The organism is Methanolacinia paynteri (assembly GCF_000784355.1).
GTDB lineage: Archaea > Halobacteriota > Methanomicrobia > Methanomicrobiales > Methanomicrobiaceae > Methanolacinia > Methanolacinia paynteri.
This window is the reverse complement of sequence record NZ_KN360928.1, coordinates 196,409-209,201: the sequence shown is the minus strand read 5'-3', so window position 1 is coordinate 209,201 and position 12,793 is coordinate 196,409. Positions and strand designations below refer to the sequence as shown.

Sequence of the window (12,793 nt, the reverse complement as noted above, 5' to 3'; positions counted from 1 at the left end):
CTGTAATATAGAAATGATTTGCCCATAATCTCACATCATGCCTGGTTCAAAACCTGAAAAGAATTAAACAAATTAAAGGCAACCATTCTCTATGAATGGTCGTGTGAAAGTCTGTATAAAGGCGATGTTTGTCCTAATCATCGCTTTTTCCTTTTGCCAGTCCGTATCTGCCGTGGGGGGAGATGTCGGATGGTACGATATCCACTGCAATGTGGACGGTGCAAGCGTCTATTTTGACGGGGAATATAAAGGCCAGATTCATTCCGGGGTTCTGTCGGTAGGTGTCTATACCACGGCAACTCCTTATGAAACTGTCTCGGTCCGGATGGACGGATATTATACCGCCTCCACTTCGCTTCCTGCAACACCTTCTGCGGGTGAAACGACTAACGTATATGTGACACTTAATCCGAAGCCGACAGATACTGAGTCCGAATACGGTTCTCTATATGTATCAACAAGCCCTTCCGGAGCAAGAATTCACCTAAACGATCAGTACCAGGGATTATCTCCTATAACCCTGAGCGGTCTTAGGGCCGGATCGTACTCGATCGATGCGGAGATGGACGGCTACGAGACATCAGAGACAACGGTTTATGTAACTGCAGGATCTACAAAGAACGTTTACCTGACGCTTGTTTCACCGGGTTCCGTCTCCGTCGAGTCGAGCCCTGGCGATGCATATGTTTATGTCAACGGCAATCTTGTCGGGAAGACTCCTTATGTGGTTACCGGCCTTTCGAGCGGAGACCATGAGTTCATGGTTACTATGAACGGATATTACAACTGGAAGAAAACCGTTAATGTAGTTGAAGGCGAGCAGATCTCGCTATATGCGGTTTTACAGTCGATAGACCAGACCCAAGAGATTCTTGTGACCTCAAACCCGTCAGGAGCAAAGATCTATCTCGACGGCGTGTACCAGGGAGAGACTATGGAGAATCAGGCATTTCCGATTACGGGTGTTTCGGTCGGGATACATTCGTTGGTGCTTCAGCTCGACGGATATCCTGATTACAGCACGAGCGTCTCGATTGTCTCAGGCGGAGACCCTGTTGAGATCGATGCAGAAATGAGCAGAACTCCATCGAGATCGACAGGATCGATATATATCACATCGACTCCGTCGGGCGCCACGATCTACCTTGACGATATCTATATGAGTGCGCAGACACCGTATACGCTGACAGGAGTCACTGCGGGGGAGCATACCGTCACCCTCAGGCTTAGCGGCTATAATGACGGGATGTCCAAAATCACGGTGACTGCAGGGGAGACGGCTCAGCTTACCGTCGGTCTGTCATCTTCATCGGGGGGAACGACTGAACCGACGCCGACCACTTCGACTCCCGGTTTTACACTTCTGACGGTAGTGACTGCACTTGGAGCAGCTTTTGTCGTCTTTGTCTCCAAAAAGAGATAATATAACCTTTTTTAATATTCGATCTCGTTCACTTTGCTGTTGTAGATATATCTCCTTACACCGGCGACGTCATAGGGATGTTCTATGATGTAATTGTAAACCTCAATATTTCTGCTGATTAAATCTTCGTATTCATAGTAATCATCTATCAGGTTTATGTACCTTGTATGGTCATTCTGCCAGTCCGAGTCTGAGTCGTAGCTCTTTGCCCCGTTGAGATCAGATTCGAGACTTTTTATCTCGTCATACATTCTGTTTAACTCGGACTGGAAGAAGAGTATCCTGTTGGCAATCTTTGTAAGGCTCTCGGTGATGTACGAGACATAGTTGTATCTTTCAAAGGTCTTGTTCCCGTCGCCGATCGGTATTACGACGGCGTATGCATCCTCGTAATACCCCGGATACTGCCCGATGTAGCTTAAATCGGTCGATTCTATGAAAACGTATTTCCTGCCGTCCTCAGATTTGAACTGTCTGAAGGAGGTATCGCCGCTTGTTATGATCCTGATTCCTGCGGTTGCATGGTGATATTCCGGGAATATAATGAGGGCCGTATCATATCCTTCGCGGGCCAGCAGCCCGATAAGAAGCATGCTCTTTTCATCGCAGTCCCCTTTCATGTCGTAGACCACTTCCACAGGAAATCTCGGCGATTCCGCTTCCGAATCATAGGGGATCTGCTGGACGAAAGTCATCAGGAATTCAAGGTATTCCTCGTCGGAAAATCCTTCGGCTATCTTTATGTGCCTGATCTTTTTGAGGATGTCCGTGTAGAATCCTTCAATGGCATCGCCCTCGAAAAAAGACCTGTAATATTTCGATACCTTCTCCGTCTCTTTCCAGAGCGTTCCCTCGGTTATCGATTTATCTGCATTTTTTGCACCGTAATATACCGAGAGGTTGACAGGAAGAACCAGTTCGTATTCCGATTTTTCAAATTTTACATTGAAGGTCCGGTCTTCATACGGGTCTCCTGAGATCTCTGCCGGGACGATCTCAGGAAGATGGTTTGCAGGGGTTGCAGATTCCGTTATTTTAACACTTGAAGCGTTAACGCTTTCGTTTGAAACAGGTGTTTCGCCGGCGGGGGTTTCATTAACCGGCTCCCCGGTGCTCAGGCATCCGGAAGAAGCAATAACTGCTACGCATATCAGGATCTGCAGCATGGCGAACAGGGTACACCCGCTGACTGAGATCCTTAAATACATGGATAAAGATCTATCTGTCTGAAATTATCTCTTTTGGATGAAGGGATTTCCGGGTCTCTGGCAGACACGATCCCAAGCCGGTCCGAGTCTCTGCGGTATTTTTGCTATCCGATTAAGTAAAGGAGGGTTTTTGGATTTTTATGAAAATCCGAACAATCCTAATATTTTTGTAATCAAAGAGCAAATCTTCTTTGGATTTATGGAAGAGTCTGACCGTGAGGATTACCTTGAAGCGATAATTATGCATTCTGCAGAAGGGCATGGAGCCGGGGCTCTCCATTTATTATCAGGAGTACTGGACAGATCCGAAGATCAAATCGCGGCCGACCTCGCTGCTCTTGAAGAGAGCGGCGACCTGAAGATCGGCAGCGACGGTTCGGTCACCCTTACCGAAAAAGGCAGGGTGACAGGCGAATCCGTCCTGAAAAAACACAGGGTTCTCGAATGCTTCTTTACTGAAATGCTGGGAATGGATGCGGAAACCGCTTCGAAGGAGGCATGCGAGATGGAGCATTCAGCCTCCGAATATACCATAGATAAGATCGGAAACCTTCTCTCCGGCAGCGGGATAAGATGCAGGGGGAGAAGACATGGTATGGGATTTATAGAACGGCACTCCCAGGGGAAATTGTGCAATTTGAATGTCCTTGATGATTTTGACGAGGGGGATTATCTGAAGGTTTTAGGTATGAGGCACGGGCCCGGGGGAGGGCGGCGTCTCATCGATCTCGGGATGATCCCAGGTGAGGAGATTAAGATCATCAGGAGGCTTCCGGGCAGATCCGTCCTTGTGTTGGTCAAGGACAGCGAGGTTGCAATAAGCCAGGAGATTGCAGGCCGAGTAATTGTCGAAAAAATTTCCGGCAAAGAGAGTTTATGAAGTTTGCACTGATTGGAAACCCGAACGTGGGCAAATCTCTTATATTCAACCAGCTGACGGGAATAGGCGTTGAAATATCAAATTTTCCTGGAACAACCATCGATATGCTCTCGGGGAATGTCTGTTACCAGAGGGAGAGGTTCGAACTCATCGACTTTCCCGGAATATATTCGCTTGAAGGAAAAACCGAGGAAGAGGAGCAGGTCAGATCCTATCTCCGGACGAACAACATCGACGCACTCATAGTCGTTCTTGACGCGACCAAACTTGAGAGAAACCTGTATCTTCTCATTCAGGCTTCAGAATACAAAATTCCACTGATAGTGGTCGTAAATATTGCAGACGAAGCCGAAAAAAAGGGTACAATCATAGACTATGAAAAACTTTCATCAGTTATCGGCTGCAGGGTTATTCCTACAGTTGCACTTGAGGGAAAAAACATAGACCTCATAATTCCTGCAGCGATGCAGGATGCTGCTGTTATCGATCTCTACGTGCCCTATGGAAAGCATATAGAAGCCGGGGTCCGCAGTCTTGTAAAGCTTACCGGCTGCAGCAGAATGGATGCATTCCTGGCTCTTCAGGGAATCGGTGAGGATAAGGAGCTCCTGGAGGCTGCCGGGACCATCGCCTCCGAGATTGAGGAGGATCACCAGATGTCCCCTCACCAGATAATTGCGACGAACCGCCACAACGAGGCTGCACGGATTGCATCCGAGGTTACCGAAAACAGGGGAGACGGATCAAAAAGGCCGTCTTTCGATATCGACAGCCTTCTGACAAGAGTTATCCCCGGTGTACCCATACTTATCACAATTCTTTTCGTCACGCTTCTTGCAGTGTTTATTATCGGTTCGTTTCTGGAAGAGCTGATTGTCGAATTCTTTGATACGTGGATTATCGCTCCGATGTATACGCTGGGTCTGTCTCCGTTCTGGGAGAAGATGGTGTTCTCCCTCCTTATTGCAATAGAAGCAGGTCTCGGCATTGCATTTCCGTTTGTCTTTACCTTCTATATTCTTGTATCAATACTCGAGGATTCTGGTTATATGACACGCGGCGCCTTCCTTGCCGACAGGGCGATGCACAGGATCGGGATGCACGGTCAGGCCCTGATCCCGCTTATCCTTGGCTTCGGGTGCAATGTCCCTGCTATAATGAGTATCCGCCAGCTTTCAAAAAGAGAGAGGGTAATCGCCTCATTCCTGATAACGATGGTCCCGTGCTCAGCGAGGACCGTGATAATTGCCGGTATCGTTGCGGTTTTCGTGGGAATAGCCGCTGCATTTTCGATATACTTGCTTGTCTTCCTGCTGATAATACTGACGGGCTTCGTCCTGACACGGTTCACTCCGGGGGAGCAGTACGGGATGATACTTGAGATGGCTCCTCTGAGAAAACCCCGTGCAGACCAGACGGTCAATAGAGCGTGGCTTCACATGAAGGAGTTTTTATTCATTGCAATGCCGCTCCTGCTTGTAAGCAGCGTATTCCTCGGGATGCTCGACTTCTTTGGCATCCTGGCGGAATTCCAGAAAATCTTCGCACCTTTCATGGAGCAGGTGCTCGGTCTTCCCGATTATGCATCCACCTCGCTCATATTCGGGATTTTCAGGAAGGAGATGGCCTTCGAGACCCTTGCGGTTCTTGCCGGCACTGCCGATCTCGGGGCTGTTATGGCTGCATCCCAGCTCTATATATTTGCTGTTGTAAGCGTTCTCTTTGTCCCGTGCGTATCCACGATTGCAGTCCTGTACAGGGAGATGGGGCTTAAGATTGCGGCAATGGTTTCATTCTACACTCTCTGTCTCGGAATGGTCTGCGGTGCAATTTTGAATTTTGTATTCAATATATTGTAAGGTAACGGGAGGAGGATCTGTCTTTGACTGAAAAGAGGTGTCTTAATACAGGGAAGAGGTGCATCCGCGTAATCGGCTGCGGGAACCTGCTGATGGGTAACGATTCAGCAGGCCTTCGCGTACTGGATATCCTTGAAAAGTCCTGCTCCGGGCTGGAATTAATAGAAGGGGGAACCGGCGGCATCGGTCTTCTTCCCCTTATCGAAGGTGCAGACCTTGTGATTATTGCCGATGCAATGACCGGAATCTGCAAAAATCCAGGAGATATTCGTATATTTGCCGAAACCCCTCCCTACAAACCTTCCCGGATGTCTTTTCAGGATATCGGTGTGGCCGAGGTTATCGATATTGCCCGCGAACTTAATCCCGGGACAGAGATCGTTGCGGTCGGTATTGAGGCGGGAGCAATTGCGGAGTATTCAGATAAGATCGATCCCGGGGTCATGGAGGGCGTCAGAAATGCTGCGGAATTGATCATGGATATAATAGAAGAGAAAGATAATTGAATAAAATTTCTTATTAGTATCTTAACAACCGGATTTATTTCATTCATGTTGATGATTTTCGAAGAAAGTTCGCGTAAGATAAAATTTAAGATTCCTTTTTAAAACAAACTTCGAAGATTAATTTATGCAACTGCCAAGAGGCAGGTTCGACCGTTTTGTTCAGGATGGGACAATATCGGGGATTGTTAAGGAATTGGGGGAAACCGGGTATTCCGGGAGATGTTCGGGGACTGTAGAAGAATCGGTTGTTGAGATTGTTTTTGATAACGGAGCCATCATCCTTGCGGAATATTCCTCCACCAACGGAGCGGATGCTGTAAATAAGTTCAATTCCGACCCTGGCAGTATATTTTCCGCTGAATTGTCGTTTTACACCCCTTCCGAGCTGAAACTGGCGAGTGAGTTCAATCCTAAGTGCATTGTAACGAAAGAGGTGCCTGTGACTGTTTTTCCCGGAACACAGGAGAAGAGGAGATCTGTTGAGAGGGTTGCTGAAAAAAAAGTCAAAGAGCCCGAACCTGAAATGAAAGATACAGCCGGACCGGGAGACAGCTGTGAAATATTCATAGACGAATCGGAAATTGAGTCAATAGTCACCAATTTTCGTTCCGGTGCCAGAGATCTCCTGAAGAGAATAAATCTCGATCACCTCATTATAAATGACAAATCCGGGGAGGATGAAGATGATAAACATTGACATTGATCCGGCAGCGTATATTCTGGTGTTCGCTGCTGTTGTGATAGTAATCCTGCTTTTAATCCTGATATTCATCATCAGGCAGCAGATTTACATCAAAAAACTTTATGAGAAGATGGGCTCCACAATGGCCGAATCACTTTCTGCCCGACATGAGCAGGAGGATCTCTTACTGCAGCCGGCGGAAGAGGAGCTCCTTTCATATGACGAGTATTCAGCCGGAGATACTGCCGCAGAACCTGACGAGGAGGTTGTCCGGAGACAGAGAGAGGAGGAGAGACGGCATCTTGAAGAGGAGAGGGGGAAAGACCCTGCCGAATATTATACGGCCGATGCAATCCGCGACAACCTTCTTGCACTTTTTGACCGCTATAAACTCAAATCGTTTACAATGTCGACATCGGACGGGCTTGTGATCAGTTCGACCGATCCCGACCCGGAGGAGGATGCTGCCAGGTACAGCTACCTGCACCAGCAGGGAAAGCAGCCGGACTTGCCGAATGTCAAACTAATTGGAGTTCCCTACAAGGGTGGGACAGTTGTCGGCATAGTAAAAGCCGAGGATGAGCTTACAGAAAAGGAGCTTGAATTCATAGAGCGTGATATCAGGTTCATTTTAAGAAAATCAGTCTGATTCTCCAGGAATCAGTTGTGGATTGTTTAGATGGGGTAAGAAGATATGACAATAGTATTTACTATTGCATCGGGCAAGGGAGGAACCGGGAAGACCACTGTTACGTCAAATCTCGGTTCGATGCTTGCGTATTATAAAAAAAGGACATACATCCTCGATGCTGATGTGGGTATGGCCAACCTGGGCCTCGTCCTGGGTCTTGAGAAGATGCCGGTATCGCTTCATGAGGTTCTGGCAGGAAAGGCGGATGTCCACGATGCGATTTATGAGGGGCCTTTCGGAGTAAACGTCATACCCAGCGGTCTGTCGCTCGAGGGATTTAAGGATGCAAATCCCGACAGGCTCAGGGATGTCATGAACGAGATCGTCGATGAGTGCGATGTACTGATTATCGATGCTCCGGCGGGGATAAACCATGACGGGATAGTGCCCCTCGCTGTAGCCGACGAGGTTATTCTTGTGGTAATTCCCGATATATCCTCGATTCTGGATGCCCTTAAGACCAAGATGCTTACCGAGATGATCGGGGGAAAGATCAGGGGTGCGATCCTGAACCGTGTAAATTCCGAGGATGACGATATGACAAAGGAGCAGATCGAAAAGATGCTCGGTGTGAATGTCATCGCGATGATCCCCGAGGACGCCAATGTCAGGCGTGCATCGGCATCTAGGGCTCCGGTTGTTCTTAAATATCCTTCTTCAGGTGCTTCAAAGGCCTTCCGGAAGCTGGCGAGGGATATTGCAGGTGTTAAAGAGAGTGAAGCCGATAAGGCGGTGGAATCCAAGAAGAAAGAAAAATTCGTGGAGCGCCTTGCACGCGCCCTTTTCCCGGGGGTCAGATGAAGATGGAGCTATATGAAATGATGATAATCGGACAGCTTGTGGTGAACGTGATTTTTATCCTCGTAATCATCCTGATGAAGGTTCGCATCAACATGCTGTCCCGTGAAGTGAAGGAATTGAAATGGAACGTGGAATTCTCCAACAGCGATGTTGATCTGCTTGCGGATGCGATTCGCGGCCTTGGGGGTATTAAGTTTTAATTGAAATTTCCGGGTTTTTGGTGTTGGTGAAATTATGATCGAAATTAAGGTTGACGAGGCATCCTGCGTCGGGTGCGGTCTTTGCGTTAAGGACTGTCCGATGAAGGTCTTCGAACTGAAAGAGGAGCATAGCGTTCCGGTGAGGCCACAGGACTGCATGGGCTGTCTTTCATGCCATGAGATATGTCCGGCACAGGCACTTGAGCACAGCGGGATATATCCTGCAAAGAGGCATTATATCGATATCCGCGTATGCGAGATGTTGAACCGGGTGATCTGATGGCCGCAAGTTATGTAGACGAACTGCATGAAAGGTTCAGTACTGACATAAGCTACAAGTCGGAGGATGTCCCGCTTAACTGCGTTCCTCCCGTAAAAGAGGTGGAGGCCACCCTTCACGGGGTTATGAAGCTCAACGGGCTTGTTATACGCTCTCTTGAAGAGATTGCAGGAAGGGGGGCGAACGCGGTGACCTTCAGGGCCGGGAAGAAGTTCGGCCACGAGGTTGCGAAGTATTTCCAGAAGAGGGAAGATATCGAGGATGCACTCCATGAACTCTCCGACCTGCTCCAGGGCCAGTACTCTTTTGAGGTATGGAAACCGGCGGACAGCGATACGTTCCTCATAGAAGAGGGCGGGGAGAGGTTCATCTATCTCGTGTTTCATGACTGTATCGTCCGCCAGACATTACGGAGAAACGGGCAGGAGCAGGCCGGCCCGCTCTGCCAGACCCTCTGTGGGTATGTCGTGGGGGCGATCGAGGAGATCACCGGAAAGCGTGCGAAGCTGGAGATCAAACACACAGGCCCAAATGCCTGCCTGAAAAAACTGATTCTGAAGTGAGGTTTCGGGAATGAAGATAGCAATAGAGGAACTTGCCGGGTGCTCCGGCTGCACGATTGCCGTTTTAGACCTGCACGAGATGCTTCTCGATGTTGTGGAAAAGGCCGAGATCGTCTATTCGCCCGTAATCATGGATGTTAAGGAGCCTCCCGAGGGAATAGATATTGCGTTTGTAACTGGTGCGGTAAGGAACGAGGAGAACCGTGAGCGCCTGAAGATGATCCGGAAGAGATCGAAGGTCCTTGTGGCTCTCGGGACATGTGCATGCTATGGCGGCGTATCGGGCCTCTCAATGCTGAGCAGCAACGCTGAGATCTTCAACAAGGTTTACCGTAATGGTGCGACGGTGGGTGAAGACGGGAAGATCCCCTCGGGTGTTCCCCCGTTTACATACAGGGCATTTGCAGTGGGGGATCTTGCAATGATGGACTATTACATCACCGGCTGCCCGCCGAAAGAGAATTTTTTGAGGGAGATTATTCCTGCCCTGATTGCAGGTGACAGCCTTGATCTTTCAAGAAAGTCGGTGTGCTCGGAATGCGACAGGAAGATGGGATCTGTTGAAGGCTGGAAGCTTAAGCGCCGTTATGAAGGTGTACCCGACAGGGAGCACTGCCTTCTCGGCCAGGGCTATCTTTGCCTCGGGCCGGTGACGTTCGGGAGATGCGGTGCCTCGTGCCCGAAGAACAACGTGCCATGCCATGGGTGCAACGGGCCTTCGCTGGATATACTGAGGGAGCCGTGCCGCGATCTCTACAATATGATGGTCAGGAGGATCTCCGATCTCACCGACCACAAAGAGAAGGAGATCGAGGAAGAGCTGTACGATGTTGCCCATACGATGTACCCGTTCACCATCGGGAGCCTGATCATGGAGGACAAGGAGAATTCCAAGATCCGCGACCTTGTAAAGGAGAGAAGCCTATGAAGGAGATCACGATAAACCCCGTTACGAGGATCGAGGGCCATGCGAGGGTTAAGATAAATCTCGACGATTCCGGGAACGTTGATAACGCCCATTTCGAGGTAGTCGAACTCAGGGGATTTGAAAAGTTCATGATCGGTGCCGCAGTAGAGGAAGCGCCGAGGATAACACCGCGAATATGCGGCATCTGCCCGACGGCACACCACATTGCGGCAGCCAAAGCCTGCGACGAGATCTTCGGTGCCGCTCCACCGGCAACGGGGAAAAAGCTGCGTGAACTTCTCATGGTCGGGCAGTTCATTCATTCCCACTCGCTTCACTTCTTCATGCTTGCGGCCCCCGACTTCCTGATCGGCCATGATGCACCTGCAGCCGAGAGAAGCGTCCTGGGTCTTGTCAAAAAAGCTCCTGATATCGCGAAAAAGGCAATCGAAGTCCGGAAGTTCGGGCAGAGGATGACGGAGGCGATCGGCGGCAAGCCGATTCATCCCTCGACATGCATACCCGGCGGAGTATCGTATCCCCTTGCGGAGTCAAAGAGGCTGGAGCTTCTTGAGATGAGCAAAAAATCTCTTGAAACGGCGAGGGAGGGATGGAATATTGCCAGGACGATCCTCGACCAGACCGATCTCTCGTTCGGTGCCGTTGATACCGCTTTTATGGGTATGTCCGATAACGGCAGGTTTTCTGCATACAACGGCGAAGTGAATGTCATAGGAAAGGACGGGAACCCGGTCTCGGCTTTTTCAGGTGCCGATTATCTCAACCTGATCGAGGAATACTCTGAGGACTGGTCGTATCTCAAGTTTTCAAGGCTTAAGGGCGGTGATTACTATCGTGTCGGGCCGCTTGCGAGGCTGAATATTGTAAAAGAGATGGGCACGCCCGAGGCGGATGCGGCGCTTGCGGAGTACAGGAGCACCTTTGGCGAGTTTACGCAGACGACGCTTGCCTACAATATGGCAAGGTACATAGAATTTCTGTCATGCTGCGAGAAGGCAGTTGAATATCTCTCGGATCCGTCGATATGCGGCGGGGATGTAAGAACCCCGGTCTCCGGCGTTTCCAAATCTCGGGGCGTGGGAATTGTCGAGGCGCCACGCGGGACATTAATCCACGATTATTCGGTTGACGAGGAGGGTTTCATCACCGACTGCAACCTGATTGTCGCGACCTGCCAGAACAACTTCGGTATGGACAGGGGTGTGGAGGATGTCGCGAGAAAGGTGGTGTCCGGCGGCTCTCTCTCCGAGAGCGCCGCGAACCGCATCGAGATGGTGATAAGGGCGTATGATCCGTGCATCTCCTGCGCCACGCATGCAATTGGCCAGATGCCCGTGGATATTGAGCTTGTAAGGAGAAAACCCGAAAGATAATGAGTTGAAAAGGAGACAGATGATATATGCTTAAACAGATACTCAGCGAATTTCTGAAACTTGACGGTGTGTCCGCTGCCGTTGTTGCGGGAAGGGACGGTTTTGTAATTGAGAGCGCCGTCTCGGGAGACGTCGATATAGATGCTCTCGGGGCTATGGCCTCGACCGGTCTTGGTACATCGGAGGCGATGGGCAGGGAACTTGGAAAAAATGAGATGAACCAGATCATTATCGAGCTCGATGAAGGGCCGATCCTGATCTCTCCTCTCTCCGAGGACGAACTGATCGCAATTGTCGCCCAGAAGGATGTGAACGTGGGCAGGATCAGGTACGAGCTCAAGAAAAATCGCGAAAGGATCATTGCAGCCTTATGAATGCATCTCTGCCGGCCGGGGAACATGTGGGCTGCATGGAGGTTTCACTGGACAAACTCTTTGAGCTCAGCCGGGATTTTACAGGCTGCATTGTAATCGAATATAATAATTCCAGGGGGTTCGTTCTCGCCGATGCAGGTACTCCTGTTGCTGCCGGTTATGCCGCCGGGGATCTTAAACTTTCAGGCATGGAGGCATACAAAAATCTCCTGAAAAAGGAATCTCTGGACTGCGTACTGAAAAAATATACTGATGACGAACTCGACGAGGCGAATATTCTCGTCAGGGGATCTTTCAGCTTTGATATATCTGAGTTAGAGGGAAGAGAGGCTTCTTCAGGAGATTCTTCCGACGAGATTCTCTCTGAAAAGACTCTTCAAAACGTCCTTAGACAGCCGGGAGTGAAGGCGGTCTCCCTTTTCTTTGAAGGATTTGCCCTTCATTCGGCAGGAGATGCGGATTTCGAGCAGGTCGCGGCACTGTCCGAGGATCTTGTCAGGTCCGCCAACCAGATCACCGCAGATCTCGGTATGGACTCTTCAACCCAGCTCATTCTCGAAACCCCGCAGGGAAAGCTGATCATATCACCGGTGGGCGATCTCTTCATCTGCATCCTTGCAGAGACCGATTGCCAGCTCGGCCTGATAAGGCTTGTGATTCAGTCGATAAAGCACGATCTCGGGGAAATCTGAAGATTTTCATTTTCCTTTATATTTCATATCTTCTTTTAAAGGGCATAAGCCCCTGCCGGGGCAGCCCGGGCGCAAATTTCTGCGAAATTTGCTTAATGATGATAACCCGGCCTGGACGCTCCCCATCCGGGGAGCCTCGGCCGGGAAATATTTCTTATTGCTCTCCGAAAGTCTATCACTATCTTCCTAAACCGGGTTCTCTCCCGGCCGAAAGGCCGGGCTATCGCCATAGCGCAAAGCCCTGAGGTCAGGGCGTGTACGCGAAGCGGACTTGCGCAAGGGTTGCCTGTTGAACATATTTTTTTAATTCAGCTCTTGTGAATCTCTCAAAGA

The 12,793-nt window shown here is 49.7% G+C and carries 15 protein-coding genes; 14 read left to right on the top strand and 1 reads right to left on the bottom strand.

Annotated features, from left to right (window positions below):
* The first annotated feature begins 103 nt into the window (after positions 1-103).
* A complete protein-coding gene (locus METPAY_RS04505) occupies positions 104-1,423 on the top strand; it encodes a PEGA domain-containing protein (protein ID WP_245611521.1) in 1,320 nt (439 codons plus the stop codon).
* Positions 1,424-1,434: 11 nt separating this feature from the next.
* Here METPAY_RS04505 and METPAY_RS04500 read toward each other — a convergent pair whose 3' ends face one another.
* Entirely contained in the window at positions 1,435-2,631 is a 1,197-nt protein-coding gene (locus tag METPAY_RS04500) for a hypothetical protein (protein WP_157198994.1), read from the bottom strand.
* A gap of 199 nt (positions 2,632-2,830) precedes the next feature.
* On the opposite strand from METPAY_RS04500, the gene METPAY_RS04495 reads away from it, so the two are divergent.
* The 13 genes from METPAY_RS04495 (at position 2,831) to METPAY_RS04435 (ending at position 12,460) form a co-directional block, all read left to right on the top strand.
* Positions 2,831-3,511 carry a metal-dependent transcriptional regulator gene (locus METPAY_RS04495; protein WP_169743637.1) on the top strand — a complete coding sequence of 227 codons (681 nt, stop codon included), beginning with the start codon at positions 2,831-2,833 and terminating at the stop codon, positions 3,509-3,511.
* Positions 3,508-5,370, top strand: coding sequence for a ferrous iron transport protein B (gene feoB, locus METPAY_RS04490; RefSeq protein WP_048149514.1), 1,863 nt, complete (start codon positions 3,508-3,510; stop codon positions 5,368-5,370). Before METPAY_RS04495 ends, feoB begins: the two co-directional genes overlap by 4 nt.
* 23 nt (positions 5,371-5,393) lie before the next feature.
* The gene (locus tag METPAY_RS04485) at positions 5,394-5,876 is read left to right on the top strand and encodes a hydrogenase maturation protease (RefSeq protein WP_052418658.1); all 483 of its coding nucleotides are present in this window, start codon (positions 5,394-5,396) and stop codon (positions 5,874-5,876) included.
* Between the two features lie 124 nt (positions 5,877-6,000).
* On the top strand, positions 6,001-6,573 hold the full coding sequence (locus METPAY_RS04480; protein WP_157198993.1) for a hypothetical protein: 573 nt from the start codon (positions 6,001-6,003) through the stop codon (positions 6,571-6,573).
* Positions 6,560-7,207 (top strand): hypothetical protein, encoded by a 648-nt coding sequence (locus METPAY_RS14085; protein ID WP_157198992.1) that lies wholly within the window; start codon positions 6,560-6,562, stop codon positions 7,205-7,207. The genes METPAY_RS04480 and METPAY_RS14085 overlap by 14 nt, the downstream gene beginning before the upstream one ends.
* Before the next feature lie 45 nt (positions 7,208-7,252).
* The gene (gene minD, locus METPAY_RS04470; RefSeq protein ID WP_048149510.1) at positions 7,253-8,050 is read left to right on the top strand and encodes a cell division ATPase MinD; all 798 of its coding nucleotides are present in this window, start codon (positions 7,253-7,255) and stop codon (positions 8,048-8,050) included.
* Complete coding sequence (locus METPAY_RS04465; RefSeq protein WP_013330638.1) at positions 8,047-8,250, top strand: hypothetical protein; 204 nt, start codon at positions 8,047-8,049, stop codon at positions 8,248-8,250. The genes minD and METPAY_RS04465 overlap by 4 nt, the downstream gene beginning before the upstream one ends.
* A 34-nt stretch (positions 8,251-8,284) precedes the next feature.
* The gene (locus METPAY_RS04460) at positions 8,285-8,530 is read left to right on the top strand and encodes a 4Fe-4S dicluster domain-containing protein (protein WP_048149508.1); all 246 of its coding nucleotides are present in this window, start codon (positions 8,285-8,287) and stop codon (positions 8,528-8,530) included.
* Positions 8,530-9,093 (top strand): hypothetical protein, encoded by a 564-nt coding sequence (locus METPAY_RS04455; protein WP_048149506.1) that lies wholly within the window; start codon positions 8,530-8,532, stop codon positions 9,091-9,093. Before METPAY_RS04460 ends, METPAY_RS04455 begins: the two co-directional genes overlap by 1 nt.
* A gap of 10 nt (positions 9,094-9,103) precedes the next feature.
* A complete protein-coding gene (locus tag METPAY_RS04450; RefSeq protein WP_013330635.1) occupies positions 9,104-10,021 on the top strand; it encodes an NADH-quinone oxidoreductase subunit B family protein in 918 nt (305 codons plus the stop codon).
* Positions 10,018-11,394 (top strand): Ni/Fe hydrogenase subunit alpha, encoded by a 1,377-nt coding sequence (locus METPAY_RS04445; protein ID WP_048149504.1) that lies wholly within the window; start codon positions 10,018-10,020, stop codon positions 11,392-11,394. Before METPAY_RS04450 ends, METPAY_RS04445 begins: the two co-directional genes overlap by 4 nt.
* A 26-nt stretch (positions 11,395-11,420) precedes the next feature.
* Positions 11,421-11,768 (top strand): roadblock/LC7 domain-containing protein, encoded by a 348-nt coding sequence (locus tag METPAY_RS04440; RefSeq protein ID WP_013330633.1) that lies wholly within the window; start codon positions 11,421-11,423, stop codon positions 11,766-11,768.
* Positions 11,765-12,460, top strand: a complete 696-nt coding sequence (locus tag METPAY_RS04435; protein ID WP_048149501.1) for a roadblock/LC7 domain-containing protein — start codon at positions 11,765-11,767, stop codon at positions 12,458-12,460. Before METPAY_RS04440 ends, METPAY_RS04435 begins: the two co-directional genes overlap by 4 nt.
* The last annotated feature ends 333 nt before the right edge of the window (positions 12,461-12,793 follow it).

What these genes read in the sequence shown, in the direction of transcription:
- METPAY_RS04500 (WP_157198994.1), bottom strand. Translation starts at nt 2,631, where the DNA reads ATGTATTTAAGGATCTCAGTCAGCGGGTGTACCCTGTTCGCCATGCTG.
- minD (WP_048149510.1), top strand. Translation starts at nt 7,253, where the DNA reads ATGACAATAGTATTTACTATTGCATCGGGCAAGGGAGGAACCGGGAAG.
- METPAY_RS04480 (WP_157198993.1), top strand. Translation starts at nt 6,001, where the DNA reads ATGCAACTGCCAAGAGGCAGGTTCGACCGTTTTGTTCAGGATGGGACA.
- METPAY_RS04460 (WP_048149508.1), top strand. Translation starts at nt 8,285, where the DNA reads ATGATCGAAATTAAGGTTGACGAGGCATCCTGCGTCGGGTGCGGTCTT.
- METPAY_RS04450 (WP_013330635.1), top strand. Translation starts at nt 9,104, where the DNA reads ATGAAGATAGCAATAGAGGAACTTGCCGGGTGCTCCGGCTGCACGATT.
- METPAY_RS04465 (WP_013330638.1), top strand. Translation starts at nt 8,047, where the DNA reads ATGAAGATGGAGCTATATGAAATGATGATAATCGGACAGCTTGTGGTG.
- METPAY_RS04495 (WP_169743637.1), top strand. Translation starts at nt 2,831, where the DNA reads ATGGAAGAGTCTGACCGTGAGGATTACCTTGAAGCGATAATTATGCAT.
- METPAY_RS14085 (WP_157198992.1), top strand. Translation starts at nt 6,560, where the DNA reads ATGATAAACATTGACATTGATCCGGCAGCGTATATTCTGGTGTTCGCT.
- METPAY_RS04435 (WP_048149501.1), top strand. Translation starts at nt 11,765, where the DNA reads ATGAATGCATCTCTGCCGGCCGGGGAACATGTGGGCTGCATGGAGGTT.
- feoB (WP_048149514.1), top strand. Translation starts at nt 3,508, where the DNA reads ATGAAGTTTGCACTGATTGGAAACCCGAACGTGGGCAAATCTCTTATA.
- METPAY_RS04445 (WP_048149504.1), top strand. Translation starts at nt 10,018, where the DNA reads ATGAAGGAGATCACGATAAACCCCGTTACGAGGATCGAGGGCCATGCG.
- METPAY_RS04440 (WP_013330633.1), top strand. Translation starts at nt 11,421, where the DNA reads ATGCTTAAACAGATACTCAGCGAATTTCTGAAACTTGACGGTGTGTCC.
- METPAY_RS04455 (WP_048149506.1), top strand. Translation starts at nt 8,530, where the DNA reads ATGGCCGCAAGTTATGTAGACGAACTGCATGAAAGGTTCAGTACTGAC.